This is a genomic window from Paenibacillus sp. FSL H7-0357, assembly GCF_000758525.1.
In the GTDB taxonomy this organism is placed as follows: Bacteria; Bacillota; Bacilli; order Paenibacillales; family Paenibacillaceae; genus Paenibacillus_AQ.
Map to the genome: position 1 here is coordinate 1,978,717 of NZ_CP009241.1, position 21,320 is coordinate 2,000,036.

General features: G+C 48.8%; 20 protein-coding genes. 17 read left to right on the forward strand and 3 right to left on the reverse strand.

Going from position 1 to position 21,320, the window contains the following annotated elements:
• Nucleotides 1–186 precede the first annotated feature (186 nt).
• Nucleotides 187–747, forward strand: a complete 561-nt coding sequence (locus H70357_RS08740) for a TetR/AcrR family transcriptional regulator (protein ID WP_231578397.1) — start codon at nucleotides 187–189, stop codon at nucleotides 745–747.
• A 74-nt stretch (nucleotides 748–821) separates the two neighbouring features.
• On the opposite strand, the gene H70357_RS08745 is transcribed toward H70357_RS08740, so the two are convergent.
• A complete protein-coding gene (locus H70357_RS08745) occupies nucleotides 822–1,277 on the reverse strand; it encodes a CBS domain-containing protein (RefSeq protein ID WP_038588003.1) in 456 nt (151 codons plus the stop codon).
• A gap of 174 nt (nucleotides 1,278–1,451) precedes the next feature.
• Between H70357_RS08745 and H70357_RS08750 the strand changes: the two genes are divergently transcribed.
• The 5 genes from H70357_RS08750 (at nucleotide 1,452) to tyrS (ending at nucleotide 5,291) form a co-directional block, all read left to right on the forward strand.
• A complete protein-coding gene (locus H70357_RS08750) occupies nucleotides 1,452–1,883 on the forward strand; it encodes a MarR family winged helix-turn-helix transcriptional regulator (RefSeq protein WP_038588007.1) in 432 nt (143 codons plus the stop codon).
• 36 nt (nucleotides 1,884–1,919) lie between these two features.
• Nucleotides 1,920–2,432 carry a MarR family winged helix-turn-helix transcriptional regulator gene (locus H70357_RS08755; protein WP_038588010.1) on the forward strand — a complete coding sequence of 171 codons (513 nt, stop codon included), beginning with the start codon at nucleotides 1,920–1,922 and terminating at the stop codon, nucleotides 2,430–2,432.
• Nucleotides 2,433–2,590: 158 nt separating this feature from the next.
• Nucleotides 2,591–2,857 carry an autorepressor SdpR family transcription factor gene (locus H70357_RS08760; protein WP_038588013.1) on the forward strand — a complete coding sequence of 89 codons (267 nt, stop codon included), beginning with the start codon at nucleotides 2,591–2,593 and terminating at the stop codon, nucleotides 2,855–2,857.
• A gap of 2 nt (nucleotides 2,858–2,859) precedes the next feature.
• Nucleotides 2,860–3,534 (forward strand): SdpI family protein, encoded by a 675-nt coding sequence (locus H70357_RS34235; protein WP_052091919.1) that lies wholly within the window; start codon nucleotides 2,860–2,862, stop codon nucleotides 3,532–3,534.
• Between the two features lie 491 nt (nucleotides 3,535–4,025).
• Nucleotides 4,026–5,291 carry a tyrosine--tRNA ligase gene (gene tyrS, locus H70357_RS08770; protein WP_038599033.1) on the forward strand — a complete coding sequence of 422 codons (1,266 nt, stop codon included), beginning with the start codon at nucleotides 4,026–4,028 and terminating at the stop codon, nucleotides 5,289–5,291.
• 131 nt (nucleotides 5,292–5,422) lie between these two features.
• Here the strand turns inward: tyrS and H70357_RS08775 are convergent, their stop codons facing one another.
• On the reverse strand, nucleotides 5,423–5,713 hold the full coding sequence (locus H70357_RS08775; RefSeq protein WP_038588016.1) for a hypothetical protein: 291 nt from the start codon (nucleotides 5,711–5,713) through the stop codon (nucleotides 5,423–5,425).
• 252 nt (nucleotides 5,714–5,965) lie between these two features.
• Here H70357_RS08775 and H70357_RS08780 point away from each other — a divergent pair, with 252 nt between their 5' ends.
• Nucleotides 5,966–6,997, forward strand: coding sequence for an FIST signal transduction protein (locus H70357_RS08780; RefSeq protein ID WP_038588019.1), 1,032 nt, complete (start codon nucleotides 5,966–5,968; stop codon nucleotides 6,995–6,997).
• A 12-nt stretch (nucleotides 6,998–7,009) separates the two neighbouring features.
• Nucleotides 7,010–8,074: a methyl-accepting chemotaxis protein gene (locus H70357_RS08785; protein ID WP_052091920.1), complete on the forward strand. Its 1,065-nt coding sequence runs from the start codon at nucleotides 7,010–7,012 to the stop codon at nucleotides 8,072–8,074.
• Nucleotides 8,075–8,228: 154 nt separating this feature from the next.
• On the opposite strand, the gene H70357_RS08790 is transcribed toward H70357_RS08785, so the two are convergent.
• Nucleotides 8,229–8,408, reverse strand: a complete 180-nt coding sequence (locus H70357_RS08790; RefSeq protein WP_038588023.1) for a hypothetical protein — start codon at nucleotides 8,406–8,408, stop codon at nucleotides 8,229–8,231.
• Nucleotides 8,409–8,642: 234 nt separating this feature from the next.
• Here H70357_RS08790 and H70357_RS08795 point away from each other — a divergent pair, with 234 nt between their 5' ends.
• From H70357_RS08795 to H70357_RS08835, 9 genes are all read left to right on the forward strand, one after another.
• The gene (locus H70357_RS08795) at nucleotides 8,643–9,365 is read left to right on the forward strand and encodes a GntR family transcriptional regulator (RefSeq protein ID WP_038588026.1); all 723 of its coding nucleotides are present in this window, start codon (nucleotides 8,643–8,645) and stop codon (nucleotides 9,363–9,365) included.
• A 264-nt stretch (nucleotides 9,366–9,629) separates the two neighbouring features.
• Complete coding sequence (locus H70357_RS08800; protein ID WP_197073670.1) at nucleotides 9,630–12,014, forward strand: phosphoketolase family protein; 2,385 nt, start codon at nucleotides 9,630–9,632, stop codon at nucleotides 12,012–12,014.
• A 179-nt stretch (nucleotides 12,015–12,193) separates the two neighbouring features.
• Nucleotides 12,194–13,192 (forward strand): LacI family DNA-binding transcriptional regulator, encoded by a 999-nt coding sequence (locus H70357_RS08805; protein ID WP_038588029.1) that lies wholly within the window; start codon nucleotides 12,194–12,196, stop codon nucleotides 13,190–13,192.
• 121 nt (nucleotides 13,193–13,313) lie between these two features.
• Nucleotides 13,314–14,807 carry a glycoside hydrolase family 32 protein gene (locus H70357_RS08810; protein WP_038599039.1) on the forward strand — a complete coding sequence of 498 codons (1,494 nt, stop codon included), beginning with the start codon at nucleotides 13,314–13,316 and terminating at the stop codon, nucleotides 14,805–14,807.
• 4 nt (nucleotides 14,808–14,811) lie between these two features.
• Nucleotides 14,812–16,833, forward strand: a complete 2,022-nt coding sequence (locus tag H70357_RS08815) for a sucrose-specific PTS transporter subunit IIBC (RefSeq protein WP_038588032.1) — start codon at nucleotides 14,812–14,814, stop codon at nucleotides 16,831–16,833.
• 198 nt (nucleotides 16,834–17,031) lie between these two features.
• A complete protein-coding gene (locus H70357_RS08820) occupies nucleotides 17,032–18,648 on the forward strand; it encodes an ABC transporter substrate-binding protein (RefSeq protein WP_038588036.1) in 1,617 nt (538 codons plus the stop codon).
• Nucleotides 18,648–19,634, forward strand: a complete 987-nt coding sequence (locus H70357_RS08825; protein ID WP_231578465.1) for an ABC transporter permease — start codon at nucleotides 18,648–18,650, stop codon at nucleotides 19,632–19,634. Before H70357_RS08820 ends, H70357_RS08825 begins: the two co-directional genes overlap by 1 nt.
• Before the next feature lie 20 nt (nucleotides 19,635–19,654).
• Complete coding sequence (locus tag H70357_RS08830) at nucleotides 19,655–20,497, forward strand: ABC transporter permease (protein ID WP_269322565.1); 843 nt, start codon at nucleotides 19,655–19,657, stop codon at nucleotides 20,495–20,497.
• Complete coding sequence (locus tag H70357_RS08835; RefSeq protein ID WP_038588045.1) at nucleotides 20,494–21,261, forward strand: ABC transporter ATP-binding protein; 768 nt, start codon at nucleotides 20,494–20,496, stop codon at nucleotides 21,259–21,261. Before H70357_RS08830 ends, H70357_RS08835 begins: the two co-directional genes overlap by 4 nt.
• The last annotated feature ends 59 nt before the right edge of the window (nucleotides 21,262–21,320 follow it).

Genomic DNA, 21,320 nt, shown 5'->3' on the forward strand with positions numbered 1-21,320 from the left:
ATGAAATATTAGTGGCTGTATATTTCATATGTTATAATAGTCCCGGGAATTACCTAAGTCAATATAATTATGAACTCATATGAATAATATATTTCATTATTTTTCGGACAGTACACAAAATGGTCAAGTTAGGGTGAAGACATGAACGGCTTCGAGAAGAGAAAGGCAATGATCAAGGGGAATATTATGAAGACAACCATGGTCATGCTGAGGACCTGGGAGCCGAAGCGGCTGCGGATTGCTGATATTGCCAAGGAGGCGGAAGTCTCGCAGGTCACGATTTATAATTATTTTGGCAGCAAGGAAGAGCTGCTTAAGGAGTCTTTCAAGGATTTTATTCAGCGGGCCATCCGGGAATTCGAGGAAGAAATGCTGAAGAAACAGTCGCTGAGGGAACTGATCAGTTACACTATTTTTAAGGAGAAAGAAACGTATTACAACCTGTCACCGGCGCTGATCAAGGAGGTTATGTTTGATGACCCGGAGATGTACGCGTACATTCAGGAGCAGCATGATACCAAGATAATTCCACTGATGGTCAAAATGCTGGAGGACGGAAAAGCGAGCGGTGAAATTTCGGATAAGGTCTCTGTAGAGGCGTTCCTGATGCTTATTCAAATCTACATGAAGAGTTCCGAGGAAATGCTTGGGGTGATGGAAAAACACGAGGATAAAGCTGCTTTTCTGGATGAGCTGCTGCATCTTTTCTTTTATGGGCTTTGCGGGCAGGAGCTTCCCGGGGTATAACCGGCTGTCTTGTCACCTGTCCGCAACTGGGGAGGACAGCCGGAAGATGTCTATCTTTTCGAAGCGATGTGCGGCTAGAGCAGTGATTTGAAGGAATGGCGGATGACGTCGCCGCGGCTGATAATGCCTACGAGCACACGTCCGCGTTCAACCGGAACCTTTTTGATCTGTTTTTTGCCCAGAATGGCGGCGATCCGTTCGATGTCTTCGTCCCAGGATACCGTGATGACTTTCTTTTTGGCAATTGCCATCACATTTAGATTCAGCAGCTTCCGGGTCCGTTCTTCGTACTCATCCTCATCGCCTTTAATCACATTCAATTGGAAAAAGGAATCAACGATGACATCATCATGTTTGCCGATATAGCGCATTATGTCTCCATCGCTTAAATAAGCGACAATTTCGTTTCTGTCGTTGATGACTGGCATGCCGCTGATCCGGTGCTGAATGCATTTCTCAATAAAGGTCCGTACGGTATCATATTCTTTGACCTTGTAGACCTGCGTGATCATAAATTCATGAGCTTTCATAAAGTTCCCCCAGTAACAATTCACTAGCTTTTATAAGAATAACTTGTATAATGAAACTATATACTTGTATTATACAAGTTGCCATGATGATGTCAATAATCATCCGTGTATTCCTATGAAAATTACTTGTATCACTATAATATGCTTCAGCTGAGAGAGAGGTCACAACCTGCCATGGAGAAACGTCCGATAGAAACCATAGAACTGGAAATGTCAATTCTCAGCCGCCGTTTGACTTCAATGAGCACATATAAAAAACTCGGTATGCTGGACTTCTCCGCGTATCTGCTGCTGCGTCAAATCGCCTCGCATGGCTCGGCCGGTGTTAAGGCGCTGTCTGAGGAATTCCGGCTGGATATCTCTACGATCAGCAGACAGGCGTCAACGCTGGAGCAGAAGGGTTATCTGTTCCGTGAACCGGACCCGCAGGACGGAAGGGCTTATACGCTGCAGATTTCTGAACTTGGACTTAACATGCTGAAACAGAACATGGATATCCGCCAGGATAAGGTCGGCAAAATGCTGGAGGACTGGACCGAAGAGGAACGGGAGAATTTCGGGCAGCTGCTGCAGAAGCTGAACGACGCTATTTTTCGAGAAATGTAAGGTAAGGGTATGACCTACTATAACCGGAGGTGTCTTATGAATCCCCAGGATAGTCAAGAAGAAAAGCTGCTAATGGTATTCGAGAACATCAAACGCTTGACCACCCGCACCAAATGGAATGATTCGATTCCCCACGGGGAATTTCTTATGATGTTCGCCATCAATGTCATGATGAAGAAAGAAAGTAGAGAACCGGAGGCGCCGGAGTGTCCGGGAGTCATGATCTCCAAATTAAGCGAGCTGCTGCAAATCAGCAGACCCACCGCCTCGCAGGTTGTCAGCTCTCTGGAAGAGAAGGGGTATATTGAACGCGCTATGTCTGTAACAGACCGCAGAGTGATCTATATCAGCCTTACGGAACAGGGGCAGACGGAATTCAACAAGAAGATGGAGCGGTATTCCTGCGTCATGAACGAGATTATTGAGAAGGTGGGCCGGGAAGAGGTCAACCAGTTGATTGACACTTGTGAACGCCTGAGGAATGTGGTGGATGAGGTGAGAGAGCAGCTGGTGTCCAGTCAGGGCATGATTGAGGAAATAATAGTTTAGAAAAAAGAAAAAAACGGGCCTTGGAGTATCTTCCAAGGCTTGTTCTACATTCATGGATAATTGGGAGCTCCCCTATTGTAATTTTAGTGAAAATGGTATATTCTACATATAGAAATATTTCGAAATGATTTTGATCTAATTGTTAACGGGAGGTGCGCATGGGAATTAAGGATACTTTCAAAGCTCTGTCGGATGAATACCGCAGAGAGATGCTCGAAATGCTGAAGGGCGGAAGGATGACCGCAGGAAGCATCGGCGAACGCTTTGAGATGACGCAGGCGACCGTGTCGCATCATCTGTCCGTACTCCGGGAGGCCGATCTGGTCCGCACCGAGCGGGACGGAAAGTATATTTATTATGAACTGAACACCAGTGTATTTGACGATGTAATGAAGTGGATTCTAGCGTTCAAAGAGGAGGAATGAAGATGCTCAAATTCAAGATGACCAGCAGCATTGCCCTGCTTGTTGCCTTAATTCCGATGGGTTTATATCTCTATCTGTACCCGCAAATGCCGGACATGGTGCCGATGCATTTCGACATCAAAGGGAATGCCGACCGCTTTGTGCCCAAATCCAGCTCGGAGGTACCCTTTCTGGCCGCTTTAGGTCTGATGGGGTTCATATTCTTTAAGCTGATATTCTTTTTCATCATTCGAAGCGCCGCACGTAAAGGCGAAGATAACGCAAGATCCATCACCAAAACATTGGATATTACCACCCTCTGCTGCACCGTGCTGTTTGCGGGAATATCGGTTCAGGCATTATTAGTGCAAGCGGGAAGTTTTGATTTTTCGAGAATGGATCTTGTGCGGATTGCTGCCGGGATGCTCGGACTGATTATGCTGCTAACCGGCAACCGGATGCCCAAGCTGAGACGGAATTCCCTGGCGGGTCTGCGGACCAAAGAGACAATGAGAGATGAACAGGCATGGTTCAGGGCTCAGCGCTTCGCTGGAAAATGGTATGTCGCCGGGGGTGCGGCAATGGTATTGGGCTGCCTGCTGCCGGGCTGGTGGGCGCTATATGCGGCAATTGCGATTTTCGCAGTGGTGAATATAGTGCCAATCGTTTTTGTGAAAGCAAAGCTGAAACCAGAGTAGGGGTAACTGTGAAGAATGGTAGAATATTGGGCATAGCCTGCAACATGTCTTATAGATGAAACAAAAGTGAGACGCAGATTGGGGTTACACACAGCCGCTGCATTGACAACAAATTTGGAATTGGCTATACTTTCTGTAATCTTATAGTTGGTATACGTTGAACGAGACAGTAGCAGCCTTTGTCCCTGTCACAGAAAGCCGGGGGGTGATGGAACCCGGCACACACATGGACTGCGAATTACACTCCGGAGTATCTTGGGTAATGCCAAGCGGAAGGAAGCGAACGATAACTCGCTGAAAGTGGTACGGACACAGCTGTTAAGTGTTCGTGCAATTTGGGTGGTAACACGGTTAATTATAGTCGTCCCTGTGTCTTCATAGACAAGGGGGCGATTTTTTTGTTGGCCAAATCCTCCGAAACCCAGCCGCTGTGCTTGCTTCAACGTAAATCCAAAGAACACGAATAATTACACAAAAGGGGCTGTATCATGTTGAACATTATTGATGAACTGGAATGGCGCGATGCGATTAATCAGCAGACGGATGCGGAAGGACTGCGGGAACTAACGAATACGAAGGCGATTTCGCTCTATTGCGGCGTAGACCCTACAGGCGACAGCATGCATATTGGCCATTTGATTCCCTTTATGATGCTGAAGCGTTTCCAGCTCGCCGGACATCGTCCGGTAATTCTCATCGGCGGGGCAACCGGCACAATCGGCGATCCAAGCGGCCGCCAGAGTGAACGTTCGCTGCAGACGATGGAGCAGGTGCAGGAGAATGTTGCAGCGCTGACTGCTCAAATGAAGAGATTGTTTGTTACCGACGGTGACAACCAGGTGCGCATGGTCAACAACTACGACTGGACGAAGAACATTAACGTGATCGAATTTCTGCGGGACTACGGCAAAAACTTCAGCATCAACACGATGCTGGCCAAAGATGTTGTTTCCAGCCGGCTCGACAGCGGGATTTCGTTCACCGAATTCGCCTACCAGATTCTGCAGTCGATCGATTACCTGCATCTGTACCAGCATGAGGATGTGCAGCTGCAGATCGGCGGCTCTGACCAATGGGGCAATATCACGAGCGGACTGGATCTTATCCGTAAAAAAGAAGGCAGCGAAGCCAAGGTATTCGGCCTTACCATCCCGCTGATGCTCAAATCGGACGGCACCAAATTCGGAAAAACCGCCGGGGGTGCCGTATGGCTTGATCCTAAGAAAACGACGCCGTATGAGTTCTACCAGTTCTGGGCCAACACCGATGACCGCGATGTGGTGAAATACCTCAAATACTTCACGTTCCTGAGTAAGACGGAAATCGAAGCACTTGCCGAAAAAGTACAAACTGAACCGCATAAACGGGAAGCTCAGAAAGCACTGGCCGAAGAGATGACCCGGTTTGTTCATGGCGAAGAGCTGCTGGAGCAGGCAAAACGTATCACCGCTGCCCTGTTCAGCGGGGATATCCGCTCTCTGACCGCAGACGAAATCGAGGAAGGCTTCAAGGAAATGCCGACCTATACCGCAGCCGCTGAATCGAAAAATATCGTGGAATGGCTGGTGGACTTAGGGATTGAGCCGTCCAAACGCCAGGCGCGTGAGGATATCACCAAAGGGGCAATCTCCATTAACGGTGAGCGTGTGAGTGAGCTTGAAGTGGAGATTACGGCTGATCATGCTATCGGCGGACGATTCATCATCATCCGCAAGGGCAAGAAAAATTACAGTCTGGTAAAACTGACCCAAAACTGACCTAATATCGCACTACGCGATGCTCAACACAAAAGCCGCCGAACCCTGAGAGGTTCGGCGGCTTTTTGTAAATATAATTATTTATATGCTTCACGCTATAAAATATCCGTTTCCGCTTGGTTGATCAGATATTATTCATCCTCAAGCTTTGCAAGCTCATCCTCAAGTCCGGCGAGACTTGTGCGGATAGCTTCGGCTAAGGCATGTTGTCTGGCTGCCTGCTCCAGCAGTTTCTCCTCCTCGGAGGCATCAGTCACCGGGTCATACGCCGGAGAGGTTCTTAACCGGTTCAAATCTGCCTCACAAGCTTTTCCGGCATGTTCAGCTTGCTTCAATTCTTCCCCGGCAATGCCAATCTGGTACTCCAGATACGTGAAGTCAGATGAGGCTGCGCTGTGGGTTGAACGCTGTGAATAAGTCATGATGCACCTTCTTTCCTGTCCTTTCGGGTAACTGTATGTTCATCATACAAGCTTTCGGGCATGACCTCAACTGACCTATAGGCGTATGCCCTTTCAGCCATGGAATTGCGGTCTCTTCAAGCTGCCTGCGACATTGCTCACAGACAACAATCCCCATTCTCGTTTTACCATTAGAGAATTGAAAATAAAAGCTAAATTTTTCAATAACAGTTTACAAGGGAAGCTTCCCGCGAAAGAAGGTTGTTATACATAATGAAAGCTTTATCTTTTGACACATTGTACGAAGTCAAACGTTACCTGGGGGAAAAGCCAAGCAGCCGTGGTCTCGTGCTGTTCGCCTCCGCTGGTGCTGTCAGGGAACTGTCCCCGCATGCGCCTGCAAATGCCGTGTTATGTTCGACCAAAGGTGAATATACCCCGAAGGGTTACCGGAACGGCGTGGTTTCGGGATTTGAATACGATGCGGATATCGCCGATATTGTGGAAATTCTGCACCCGCCCGTGCTCAGCGGCGATAACCTCAAGGCCTCGTACCATAAAGTAAAAGACAACGTGAATGCGTTTCTGCTGCTGCTGTGCGACGGAAGGGCTGCAATGGAGGAGACGATTCTCTCCTCGCTTTATTTCATCGATCAAGAGTTCAAGGTGCTTGGCGGAAGCGCAGCGGATGATGAGAGCGGAGAGACCTATCTTTATATCGGAAGCCGCCGGGTGCGCAACCTGGGAATCTTTTTCAACTTGACCGCCCGTACCGCATTGATCAAAGAGAACATATACGTTCCGACCGGAACGAAACTGCTGGTAACAGAAGCGGATGTGTTTGGACGAACGGTATATTCGTTTAACGGCCGCCCGGCGGCAGAGGAATATGCGCGTGTACTGGATGTGAAGGAAGACCTGTTAGCCGGGCATTTCCTGAGCAACCCGCTGGGCAAAAGATACGAAGACGATCTGATTATCGCATCTCCGATGGTCATCAATCCGGACAAGTCTATTACCTTCTACAGCCAATTGATGCCGAGCACTTATCTGGAGGTGCTTAGCGCGGCTGACCCGCTTGTGGTGCTGGAGCAGACACTGCGTGAGATTCCGTTTAAGCCTGCTTTTGTACTGAACATCAATTGTACGCTGCGCGACAGGCTGTTCCTCCGGGATGGCTTGTGGGCAGGATTTGACGACAAGATGATCGGGTTCTGCGGGAACACCGCCGGCTTCATCAGCTACGGGGAGCAATATTACAAAAAGCATGCCAACCAGACAATGGTATTACTGCTGGTCGGATAAGGGGGACTCATTATGCAATGGATCAACAAGCTGCGTGCTTCATGGGGGAAAAGCAGCCGTGACGCGGAAATAGTAACTAATGGCAGCGTCATCCAGACAGAAAAGGACAGTATGCCCGGCCAATCAAGCACCTGGAATGATTCGAATCCCGTCTCCAAGCCATTATCCTATGGCATTCATGCCTATTCCTTGGCGGAGCAGATCAGCCGCGAAACCGGGTTCATCCTCCAGGAAGAGGGACGGATGGTAGAGGATTTCGCAGCTCTGCGCGCAGGAAGCGGAGAGATGATCAGCCAGATCGGCGGAACGCAGCGGCTGCTGGAGCATTTGAAGGCCAACAGCGAGCAAACAGAAAGGCTTATCAATGAAATGTATGGCAGTCTCGCGTCTTCCTCAAACAAAATTGAATATGCGAAGGAAGCCAACGTACAGATATCTGCTGAAATGCAGAAAGCCTCGGCGATATTCACCCAGTTTGTGTCTTTAAATCAAGAGCTAAGCCAGCATTTTCAGAGTATTGGGCAGCTGGCGGGCATTATTACGGAAATCGCCGAGCAGACCAATCTGCTGTCCCTGAACGCAGCCATCGAGGCGGCAAGGGCTGGTGAGCATGGGCGGGGGTTCGCGGTCGTTTCTTCAGAAATCCGCAATCTTGCCGACCGTACCCGCAGTCACGTGGAAGAAATTATGGGTTCGCTGTCGGGGATGACTGACGTGATAGAACAGCTACACGACAAGTCCAGTGATGGAACACGGGCCATGGCAGAGACGAACGAGCGGATCGGCCAATCGACCGTTTATATGAACGAGATCGTCGAAGCGGAGGAAGAAGTATTCCAGCATCTGGAGAAAATTCAGGTTTCCCAGGACAGCAGCCTTGAAGATGTGGAACGCATCAATGCCGATCTGCTGCATGTCATAGAGAAATCAGGGCAGGATTCCGAACAGTTTGAGATGCTTGTCCTTACGATTCAGAAAAAAGCCGATCATTTTCAGCAGATGCTGAATCACTTGCATCAGATAGCGGAGCTAAGGCAGCTTGATGAAGAGGGAGATGCAGCCGCCCGGCGTGAATAAGGCGGGTTTGTAAAGAGCGGTTTTAATGGTAAGTAAAAAGGTCTGCCGCTTAAAAGAGAGCAATAAAAAAACCGCAGTAAGGATGATTCCCTTGCTGCGGTTTGCTTGCGTTCTTGTCTATGTCAGTGTGTATGTAATATAGATAGACAGACGTTTAGTTTTTATCGATGAGTTCAAGTTTTTCAAGGATCTTTATTGTTGTTAAGGCGGATAACTGAACGGCTAATTCAACGCTTTCTTTCTGAATTCCGTCCTTCTCAATAGCATCCTTGTTCTCTGAGAAGACTTCTTCAGTTACTTGGCTGATCAGACTTTTGACGATTTCAATATGCATAATAAACTCCCCCTCTCCGGAAAAATAGCCACATTCTTATATTTCGGCAGATCATCAGGTTTTTCTTTGAAATAAACCTTCCTCAATTAGCAGAAATCGGGTGGAGAAAAGTATAAACCATCTCATTATTATGATATAGTTAATATTGATTTTTAATCCATACCCTTTCGTTAGACAGAAGAGGTTGATTGAATACATATCAATTGTTACAGAAGACCTGAGAGGGAGTACTCCATGACACAATTTGTCTACAAGCAAATAATTGATGACCTTAAAATGAAAATCTTTGCTGGACAGTTTGCGGATATGCGATTACCTGATGAACGCAGTCTTAGCGAAACGTATCAGGTTAGCCGCAGCTCCATCAAGCGCGCATTAACCAAAATGGAAAGTGTCGGAATCATTTTCAAAAAACGAGGTTCAGGCACGTTTATTAACCCCTTATACATAAAAAACGAATCCATCTTCAATTACGAAGGTTCCAATCTGGGTGTCACCGACAATTTCCAGATGCATGGCAAGAAACCTAAAGTCAAAGTGTTGAATTTCGAGGTTATTCCGCCAACAAAAGAATTGCAGCGGGATTTGTTCCTGGGGCCCCATGATTTTGTATACAAAATCGTCCGCTTGCGCCTGTTCGATGATGATCCCTTTATGATAGAGACGGGTTATATCCCGATAAAAATCGTTCAGGATTTAAATCAGACAATTATCGAGGGCTCCATTTTTAATTATCTGGAAGACTCGCGCAACCTGGCCGTAACCAAATCATTTTTATCTATTTTTGCCGAGCCGTCCTTGTCCACGGATCAGGAGCTGCTGCACTTGAAAGAAAATGAACCTGTTGGCATTATGGAGGGGATTTTCTTTTTGGACAATGGTACTCCCTTTGAATTTTCCCATATGCGGTTTCATTATCAATATTTGAAATTTAATACGTTTGTATCTGTTCATTAAGGAGCAGAATAAGACCGGGAACTTTCCCGGTCTTATTTTTTTGTATACTTTACTTTTTTGTGGATGTAACGTATTTACATAAATTTCAATATAACCGTGTTTTGACAGCGTTTTTCCTGAGTTTTTCATACTATGTTCAAATTTTCACAAAATTGGACCGTATCACTTGTCAAAAAGGTTGTATTTATTTTGAGCAGAGGTATGATGTATTTGTAGAGAAAAAGGATGGCAATAAGCAACAATATATATATAGGAGTGGATGAAATGGGATTATCAACCATGAAAGTCGATTATTCGTCTAAAACGTATCTGGAAAAGCTTGACGCTTATTGGCGTGCAACCAACTACATTTCGGTAGGTCAGCTGTATTTGAAAGACAATCCGTTGTTAAGAGAACCTTTGAAAGATGCTGACATTAAGATTAAACCTATCGGACACTGGGGTACTATTCCGGGCCAGAACTTTATTTATGCCCATTTGAATCGTGTAATTACTAAATATGATTTGAACATGTTCTATGTTGAAGGTCCGGGTCATGGCGGTCAGGTTATGGTTTCGAATTCCTATCTGGACGGAAGCTATACTGAGATTTATCCGGAAATTACGCAGGATATCCCGGGTCTCAAAAAACTGTTCAAACAATTCTCGTTCCCGGGCGGCGTTGCTTCCCATGCTGCACCTGAAACTCCGGGATCCATTCATGAAGGCGGCGAGCTGGGTTATTCTTTATCCCACGGCGCTGGCGCTATTCTGGATAACCCTGATTTGATTTCGGCTGTTGTCGTTGGAGATGGTGAGGCTGAAACCGGACCACTGGCCGCATCATGGTTCTCCAACCGCTTCATCAACCCTGTTACAGATGGCGCTGTTTTGCCGATTCTGCACTTGAACGGATTTAAAATCAGCAACCCGACGATTCTGTCCCGTCAATCGAAAGAAGAAATCACCGCTTACTTTACAGGCATGGGCTGGGAGCCGTTCTTTGTTGAAGGCGAAGACCCTGAACATATGCATCCGGAAATGGCGAAGGTACTCGATACCATCGTCGAAAGAATTGCAGCCATTCAAAAAAATGCGCGTGAAAATAACGACCTTACCCGCCCGGTATGGCCGATGCTCGTCTTCCGTTCCCCTAAAGGCTGGACTGGACCGGCAGCATGGGACGGTGTGCCGAATACCGGTTCGTTCCGTGCCCATCAGGTTCCAATTCCGGTTGACCAGAAAAATATGAAGCATGCTCCAGCTTTGCTTGAATGGATGAACAGCTACAGACCGGAAGAATTATTTGATGAGAACGGCCGCTTGAACGAAGAGCTTGCCGAAATCCTGCCTACAGGCGACAGACGTATGGGGATGAATCCTGTTACTAACGCTGGCAACCTTATCAAAGATTTGCGCCTGCCGGATTTCCGCGACTATGTGCTTGATAACTCCGTTCCAGGTAAAGTAGTAGCGCAGGATATGGCCGTTCTCGGAAAATACCTGAAAGAGGTTGTCCTGCTCAATGAAGATAACCGCAATTTCCGGATTTTCGGACCGGATGAAACGATGTCCAACCGTCTGGGACCTGTGTTTGAAGTGACCAAACGCCAATGGCTGGATCAAATTAATGAACCTAATGACGAATTCCTCGCTTCGTATGGCCGTGTAATTGATTCCCAATTATCGGAGCATCAGGCGGAAGGACTGCTGGAAGGTTATGTATTAACCGGACGTCATGGCTTTTTTGCAAGTTATGAAGCTTTCCTGCGCGTTGTGGATTCGATGATTACCCAGCACTTCAAATGGCTGCGTAAAGCAACCGATCAAGGCTGGCGCGCTGATATCCCTTCACTCAATGTTGTCGCAACTTCAACCGTGTTCCAGCAGGACCATAACGGTTATACGCACCAGGATCCGGGTTTGCTGGGTCACCTGGCAGACAAAAAACCGGAATTCATCCGGGAATATTTGCCGGCTGATGCCAACTCCCTGCTGGCTGTATTTGACACCATCCTGAACGACCGTCAAAAGATCAACCTGATTGTGTCGTCCAAACATCCGCGTCCACAGTGGTTCTCGGCTCAAGAGGCGCAGGAATTGGTTGATAAAGGACTCAAGATCATTGACTGGGCCAGCACGGACAAAGGCGGAGAGCCTGATGTTGTATTTGCTTCTGCAGGTACCGAACCTACGATTGAAGCTTTGGCTGCCATCTCTATCCTGCATGAGAAATTGCCTGAGCTGAAAATCCGTTATATCAACGTGGTCGATCTGCTTAAGCTGAGAAGCCAGAAACTTGATCCGCGTGGTTTATCCGACGATGAGTTTGATCAATTTTTCACAAAGGATAAACCGGTCATCTTCGCTTTCCATGGTTATGAAGGCCTGATTAAAGACTTGTTCTTCGACCGCCACAATCATAACCTGCATGTGCATGGCTACCGTGAGAACGGCGACATCACGACTCCGTTCGATATGCGTGTACTGAATCAGATGGACCGTTTCGATCTGACGAAGGAAGCTGTTCTGAGCTTGCCTGCAGCTGACAAACACACTGCCATCGCGGATGAGATGGATGCTATGGTTAAGAAGCATTATGAGTATATCCGTGAAGAGGGCATTGACCTGCCGGAAGTGGAGAATTGGGTCTGGAAGAGTTTGAAATAAGTTTGAGAAATCTGCTTGTAAATGTATGATGAAGTTGAAGGTGCCTGTCCCAGTGTGCATTAGGGGCAGGCAATTTTTTTGAATGGGACTTAGGCTGGGATTTGTTCTATTAAGCTGACTGGTATCCATGTGGTAAAATAGAGGGATACGAAAGAAAAATTCAGCTAGGAGCCCTGAGAATGAAAACTATCATTGATATCGCCCGGGCGGCGGGTGTGGCTAAAAGTACGGTCTCAAGATATTTGAACGGTGGTTCTGTCAGCGATGCGACGAGAGAGAAAATCGAACGCATCATCAAACAGAACCAGTATGTGCCCAACACATTCGCCCAAAGCCTGAAGGCAAAGCGGACCAGCATTATCGGCACAATCGTTCCGCGCTTGGACTCCTATGCAGTCTCGCAGACCTTGATGGGCATAGACGATGAGTTGCGGGGACGCCAGTATCAGCTGCTCATTGCCAACACCAATCAGGACTTGGAGCGGGAAATTGAATTCATTTATGAGATGGCGAGGCAAAAAGTTTCTGGTCTGCTGCTGCTGGCGGCGCAAGTAACGGAGCGGCACCTGAAGGCGGTCCGGGACTGCAAAATTCCGGTTATACTGATCGGGCAGCAGCATGCAGACCTGCATAGCGTGATTCATGATGATGTAATGGCCGGTTATCTGATGGGCAAGCATATTCTTGAAAAAGGACATCGCCAGATCGCTTATCTTGGTGTTACGGAGCAGGATATCGCGGTAGGTGTAAGGCGGAAGCAAGGCTTCCAAAGGGCTCTTCGCGAATACGGAAATTGCGATGCAAGGTTCTATACCTCCGGATTCAGAATGAACGAGGCTGTGACGGCGGCCGATTTGCTGTTTGAGGACAGGGTGCCTACAGTCATCGTGTGCGCGACCGACAATATTGCACTCGGTGTGATGAAAGCAGCCTCGCTCAGACATATACTAATTCCTTCCGGAGTGTCGGTGACGGGATTCGGCGATTACGAGGTTACTGAGATTGTTCATCCGGCGTTGACGACTATGAGATTTTATTACAGAGAAGCCGGGCAATTGGCTGCGGAGAACATCATAGCCTTGGTGAATGGAGAAGAGGTCGCCAAAGTCTCCGTCTCCGGCTGCGAAATTATTCAGCGAGAAAGCGTTGACAATTTGACTGGACTCAGCATACAATAATATTGGAACCGGTTCCGGACCTTTTTTCACAGCGATGTTGAAAAGAGGTTTTCTTTTTAAGATACTTGGAACCGGTTCCGTTAAAGAGAACTAGACCAAATAGATAGTGGAGAGTCCGATGATAAAAATGGATAGAAAACAGCTGTACCGTCTTATCGAAGAAGCAGAGCCGGGTGAACGGGAAGCGCTTGAGCGGCTGGTCGCACACAGCCCATGGAGACAACAATTTCATATCCAGCCGGAAGCAGGATTACTGAATGACCCTAACGGCTTCTCCTACTACGGAGGCGAATACCACTTGTTTTACCAGTGGTTTCCTTTGGGGACGCAGCATGGCATGAAATATTGGTATCATACTTCTTCTTCCGATCTGGTGCACTGGAAGAACCTTGGCATCGGCATTGCTCCGGGCGGGCAATACGATTCACACGGGGTGTTCTCGGGCAGTGCGATTGAGAAGGATGGCAAGCTGTTCCTGATGTATACGGGGAATACCCGCACCGAGGACTGGATCAGACTGCCCTATCAGTGCCTGGCTGTAATGGAACGGGACGGAACGGTTATAAAGCTCGAGCGTCCGGTGATATTCGATGTGGCGCCTGGCTATACAGATCATTATCGTGATCCGAAAGTGTGGAAGGCAGCGGAGGGCTTCTACTGTGTCATCGGTGCACAGCGTACTGATCATACAGGCTGCGTGGTGCTGTACAGCTCGCCGGATTTGCACAATTGGCGTTTTGAAGGGGAGCTTGGCACCCGGCTGATGAAGTTTGGATATATGTGGGAATGTCCCGATTACTTTGAACTGGACGGAGCAGGGGTGCTGCTGTTTTCCCCGCAAGGTCTTTCGCCGGAGGGCGACAAATTCCCGAATATCTATCAGTCAGGATATCTCACTGGCGATCCGTTGCGCTTGCCGGACAGGGATTTCCGCCATGGTGAATTTCGGGAGCTTGATTATGGCTTTGATTTTTATGCGCCTCAGACAACCCAGGCACCCGACGGCAGACGTTTGCTGGTCGGATGGATGGGGCTGCCGGAGATTGATTACCCTACGGATCAGCATGGCTGGGCGCATTGTCTGACTTTGCCCCGCGAGCTGACCTTGGAGAACGGCCGTCTGATCCAGCGTCCGGCCAGAGAACTGGTCAAACGCCGGGGGCGGATGACAGAGGCCCACACAGTAATACACAGTGGGACAGCTGAGATGAAGGAGCTTGGGGGTACCGTCTATGAGCTGCTGGCCCAGATCCGGGAGGATGGAGCAGAACGCTTCGGCATTGAGTTCCGTGTCGGCCCCAATGAGAGAACGGTCATCTATTACGATACCGCTGCGGGGAAAGTGGTACTGGACCGTTCCGAGTCAGGTCAAGCTCTGGCCCTGGAGTTCGGGAGGGAGCGGAGCTGCACGGCCGATCTTCGGGATCGCATGCTAACCCTGCAACTGTTTGTGGATACATCATCGGTTGAAGTGTTTGTGAATGACGGAGAAACGGTATTTTCGGCGAGAATTTTTCCTGAACAGGTAAGCACAGGCATCCGCCTTTATACCGAAGGCGGCAGCGCGGAGTTCCGGGTTGTCCAATGGGAGATTGAATACAACGGGGAGGAATAGCGTTATGAATGAAAATCAAATGATCGCCAAGCAGGTTGTGCAGGCTATAGGAGGAGAAGAAAACATCATCTCCTTCGCGCACTGCGCTACCCGGCTGCGTATTATGGTGCGGGACAAGGATAGCATTAACCAAGAGCAGGTCGAGGGTATCGACAAAGTCAAAGGGGCATTTTTTAACTCCGGACAGTATCAGATTATTTTCGGCACCGGCACCGTCAACCGTATTTTTGAAGAAGTAGAGAAGCTGGGCCTTCAGAGCACCTCCAAGGAAGATCTGAAAGATCAGGGCAAAAAGGCGGGGAATGTGTTCCAGCGGTCAATTCGCACTTTTGGGGACGTATTCGTTCCCATCATTCCGGTTCTGGTAGCCACCGGGTTGTTTATGGGACTGCGCGGTTTGCTGACCCAGCCGCAGATTCTTTCTTTGTTCGGGCTCGTGCCTGAGGATATCTCAGCCAATTTTCTGCTGTTCACCCAAGTGCTCACGGATACCGCTTTTGCTTTCCTGCCTGCACTTGTGGCCTGGTCGGCCTTCCGGGTATTCGGCGGCAGTCCCATTCTTGGGATTGTGCTTGGGCTGATGCTTGTCAATCCGGCTTTGCCCAATGCCTATGCAGTTGCCGGAGGGACAGCGGAGCCGCTGATTATGTTCGGATTCATCCCGATTGTAGGTTATCAGGGGTCGGTACTGCCGGCATTTATTATGGGACTGATCGGGGCGAAGCTGGAAAAGGCATTACGTAAGCGCATTCCAGAAGCGCTTGATTTGATTTTGACGCCATTCCTGACTCTGCTGCTCATGATCACGCTTGGCTTGTTCGCCATCGGTCCTCTGTTCCATTCCTTGGAGACGGGCGTACTGAATGCAACCACTTATGTGCTTGATTTGCCCTTGGGCATTGCAGGGCTATTGATCGGGGCGCTGCACCAGATTGTGGTCGTGACCGGCGTGCATCACATCTTTAATTTTCTGGAGATTCAGCTGGTGGAGCGTACGGGCGCCAACCCGTTTAATGCGATTATTACCTGCGCAATGGCTGCTCAAGGCGCAGCTTGTCTCGCTGTGGGACTGAAGACGAAGAACACCAAGCTGAAGGCGCTGGCATTGCCGTCCTCACTGTCCGCTCTGCTCGGTATTACCGAACCGGCGATATTCGGGGTCAACCTCCGGTATATGAAACCTTTTGTAATGGGGCTCATCGGCGGCGCGGCCGGCGGTTTCCTGGCTTCGCTGTTTCAACTGGCCGGCAACGGCATGGCCATTACGGTGATTCCCGGAACCCTGCTGTATCTGAACGGCCAACTTCCGCTGTACATTTTGGTCAATCTGGTTGCGATGGCTGTAGCCTTCGTGCTTACCTGGCTGTTCGGCTATCGTGATGAGATGTCCGCAGTTCCGGCAGAGCAGACGGCAGGCTCAGGGGGAACAGCGTCAGCGCTTCCTCAGTCTGAAGAGATACGGCCGGAGAATACCGCAGATGTGAGTGTACGCACGGCCTCCCCGGTTTTCGCTCCGAATCTGGTTGAGGCGTCAGATGAGCCGGGAACCCTTACATTCCTGGTACCCCTTACAGGAACACTGGTGGCTCTGGATCAGGTGCCGGACCCCGGGTTTGCCGGCAAACAATTGGGAGATGGCATCGCCATTGAACCCAGCGAAGGCAAGGTCTACGCGCCGTTCGGCGGTACCGTGGCCCATGTGATCAAGAAAAGCAAACATGCCGTCATTCTGGAGCATGCCAGTGGAGCGCAGGTGCTTATTCATGTAGGTATTGACACAGTCTCCCTGAAGGGAGAAGGCTTCGTGCTTCATGTGGAGACCGGTGAGCAGGTGAAGGCCGGGCAATTGCTGATTGAATTCGATCTTGACGTGATCCGCGCTGCCGGGCTGTCTACGGTCACTCCGGTTATCGTTCCGGGGGGGATTGACAACGTGCTTGAGGTGAACCCCGCTTCGCCAGGAACAGTAACCGCCGGCATCGACAAGGCGATGCAAGTGAAAGTTGCGCTCCAGGAAATTTTATGATCCCGGAATGTTTGACTTAGGCACGTTATCGCAATATAGTAAACGGGACGAAGCAGCGGATTTCCGGCTTCGTCCCGTTTTGTTTTAATCGGGTTTGACCTTCCGTAACCATGATATTTTGTTTGACAGAGAAGACGGTTTACGCCATAATACAATCCATACTAAACATATATGATTTATAAGAGGGGAGAGTCAGACATGTCACAGCTTAAAGCATTTAGAAAGTCATTTTGGATAGGAACCGTAGCACTTCTATTATTAGTGGTGGTTGCAGGATGCTCTGATTCCAAGAATAATTCTGAGTCAAATAAGAACGCCCAGCAGAGCACGAATCAAGGGGCAAAGCAGAGCGCAACTCCGGAGGAGCCTGCGGCGGGAGGAACCTTCGTCTATGGACGGCCTGCTTCCGTAACCTCACTTGATTTGCATAATCAGATTACATCGAATAACGCCTTTGCCATTGATAAAGTATTTGAATCTTTGGTTGCTTTTGACAGCAAGGGTGAAATTGTGGACTGGCTCGCCAAGTCCCATAGCATCAGTGAAGACGGCTTGACGTATACGTTTGTATTGCGTGACGGCTTGAAGTTTTCGAACGGTACTGAAGTTACTGCAGAGGATGCAGTATTCTCCTTACAGCGGCATTTGAAGGTTGGCGGACCGCTGGCGATAGCGGCAAAGGTCGTTACCACTGTAGCGAAGGATAAACAAACGTTTGTTATTACGCTTAAAGAGCCTTACACACCGTTCATCTCCGAGCTGTCCAACTTCTCGAACGGAATTATTCCGAACAATTTCGGCGGGGTATCCGAAGAAGAGTTTTTCAAGAAACCGGTAGGTACAGGACCTTTCGTTGTTGAACAGTGGGATGCTGCTGGCGATCTGACGTTCACCAAGAACCCGAACTATTGGCAAGAAGGGAAACCTTATATTGATAAGCTTGTTTACAAGCTGATTGAAGATGACAGCCAGGCCATTAACCAGCTGAAGGCCGGAGAAGTGAATGCTATTGAATCTTTGGCGTTGCAAAATGCCGATGAAATAAAAAAAGGCCCTGACACTACAGTAGTAACCAATGGCAGCTGGGTGACAGAGCAATTGTTCTTCAATACGCTGGACAAGAATTTCTCTGATGTGCATGTCCGTCGTGCGCTCGCTCTGGCACTGGATCGTGAAGGCTTGTCTAAGGCGCTTACCTTTGGATATGCACAGACTGCAAATTCATTGCTGCCGACAACCATTCCATATAATGCGAATGAGACAATCAAGGCACTGAACTTCGATCTCGATGCGGCCAAGGCGGAGCTTGCCAAATCTGCCTTCCCTAATGGATTCAATACAAAATTGCTTGTAGCCTCCGGCAACAGCACAAGAGCACAAGAGGCGCAAATTATCCAGGCAGCAGGTAAATCGATCGGGATTAACATTGAGATTGAATCCATTGAACTGGCCACTTTCCGTGAGCGTTTCTTCGCCTATGATTTTGCGGCAATGCTCAACAGCGGTCAAGCCGATTCTCCCGAAGCGAACTCGATTATCGCTTTCCAGACCGACCCGGAAGGCTTCAGTAAATCGTACTGGACCCATTACACGAATGATGAAGTGACCAAACTTCTATATGAAGGCCAAAAAACGCCGGATGGCAAGGAACGTGAGGCAACCTACACCAAGCTGCTGCAAACTCTTGCTGATGAAGTTCCGTACATTCCTCTATATTATCCGGATATCCTGAAAGGCGTAGGATCTTCAGTGGATGGTCTCGTAGTTTTACCTAACGGCAGCGTTCGCTTTGAAGAAGTCCGTATCGGTAAATGATGAAAAGTAGCACGCCGTTAAGCCAATCGTCAGGTAGGAATACATCTTACAGCTGGCTTGTGACCGCTCTATTAAGAGCTTTGGCAGTGATCCTCTTTGTAGTGACCGCAGTTTTTTTCATCATCAGAATCGTGCCGGGAGATCCCGCAAAAATGATTCTGGGAGAATACAGCACACCTGAGGCCCTCGAGAGTATGCATCATACTCTCGGGCTGGATCTCCCTTTATGGGAACAATTCGTCCGGTTTGTGAAGACGCTGTTCACACATGGTGATACCGGCAATTCTATTATTACCGGAACCTCTACAAGAGTGCTGATTGCCGAGCGGGCTCCCGTTACTTTGCTGCTCATTGTGATGGCCTGTATCTTGGCAGTCATTATTGCCCTTCTGCTTGCTACGGTTGCAGCCACACATAAGGATAAGCTGCCGGATCATTTGATCCGTATTTTTCCTACAATAACTCTGGGTATGCCAATCTTTTGGGTTGGCATGCTTTTGATTCTGCTGTTTAGTGTCCGGCTTCATTGGTTTCCCGTTGGGGGTGTAGGCGAAGGGTGGTTAGGAACCTTGTACAGTCTTACACTTCCGGCGATTACCGTCGCCTTTTCGCAGATTCCTACGCTGGTACGTTCGTTAAGGGCACAGATGCTTGAGATATTGGAATCCGATTTTGTAGTCACCCTGAAGGCGGCGGGATTGCCAAGCAGGGTGATCCTGTTTAAGCATGTGCTGCGCAACTCTGCGCTTCCGACGCTAATGCTGCTTGGCGTTAATATTTCTTATCTGATCGGTGGTACGCTGGTCGTTGAACAGGTGTTTGGCATCAAGGGAATTGGCAGCTTGCTGTTCACTTCAATTTCGAATCGGGATTTCCCGGTCATTCAAGGAATAGCGCTTTACTGTGCGATATCTGTTGTGATCATCAGCCTCCTGATTGAAATCATTTCGTGGTGGCTCGATCCCAGAACGAAAGGAAAACAATGAAACGTATAATAACAGAACCTATGTTGCTTGAGGACGCCAGGAAGACAAACGTTCTCCATCGAATAAGGAATACGCCTTCCCTTCTGGTGGGGAGCATTATGTTTGCAGTGCTTATTATCTTGGCTGTATTCATACCGTTTCTGAGTCCTTATGACCCTTCTGCGCAAGATTTGAGCGCTTTTTTGCAGCCTCCGTCTGCCGAACATTGGCTGGGGACGGATCAATTGGGACGCGATTTGTTTACGAGACTGATCTATGCGGCGCGAACCGATTTGAGCATCATGGTTCTGGCGGAAATTGTTCCATTCTGCACCGGTGTATTTTTGGGAATGGTTGCAGGGTATTACGGAAAATGGGCCGATAAGGTCATTACGCTGCTCACGGATACGTTTATCGCTTTTCCTTTTTATCTGATCGTGATTATCGTGGCTTTTGCCAGCGGAGCAGGTGAGCGGGGCATTTATATCACCTTTATGCTTGTAGGCTGGATTGTGTTTGCCCGTGTAGTCAGAGGTATTAGCGCATCGTTTCGCGAGCAGGAATGGGTGGCGTCCGCTCAGACGTTAGGGCTGCCTGGAGTGAAAATTATCCTTCGTCATCTCCTGCCCAATGTACTGCCTCAAGCGGTTGTAGTCCTTATGACGGATATGGTCGGACTTCTGGTGGCCATTGTTACACTCGGTTATCTTGGCATTGGCATTGCACCGCCAACCCCGGATTGGGGAACCATGATTTCGGATGGACAATCCTTCATAACTACAGCCTGGTGGCTCTCGGCGGTTCCGGGATTCGCAGTGGTGTATACGGGAATTGCGTTGTCTCTTGTGGGAGATGGGTTGGCAGACTTATGGAGGAAAAAATGATTTCTACAAGTCCGGTTTTGGAAATAGAAGCATTATCGCTGGGAACCAAGTCCAATACTAAATTAGTAAGCAATGTAAGCTTCTCACTGGGCAAAGGGGAGAGTCTGGGATTAGTAGGCGAATCGGGTTCCGGAAAATCACTGACCCTGCGTTCGATTCTGGGATTGCTTCCACGAGGTGTTGAACAGACAGGCGGAGTCATTAAGAGTGACGTAAGCAGCGCTATGGTATTTCAAGACCCGAGAGGGGCGCTGGACCCGCTATGTCCGGTGGTTAAGCAGCTTGCGGAAGTCGTATATTATAGGCAAAAATTAAGCCGGAAGGCTTCCCGCAGCGTGGCGCTGGAACTGCTCGAAATGCTTGGCCTGCCCGATTCTTTAAAGAGGGCGGACCGTTATCCGAGCCAGCTTTCGGGTGGTCAGTGCCAACGGGTAGTCATCGCCATTGCACTGGCATGCAAGCCGGGCATTCTTCTCTGCGATGAGCCGACAACGGCGCTGGATGTTACCGTTCAGCGGCAAATCATTGAAACGATCACCCGCCTGCAGAATGAACTGGGCTTTGCTATGGTATTTGTTACGCATAATCTTGCGATTGCAGCTGCCCTGTGCTCCAAGCTGTGTGTGATGAAAGAGGGGCGGATTGTTGAGCAGGGTGATACCCTCAGCGTTTTACAGAACCCGCAAAATCCTTATACCCAAATGCTGATTAACTCGGTGCTTCCTCTGCCGGAGCTTGAAGGGAGCGGACAACCATGGAGCTAGCCTTGCAAGTGAAAAATCTGGCGGTTCATTACGGCGGATTTACTGCGCTCGATCATATC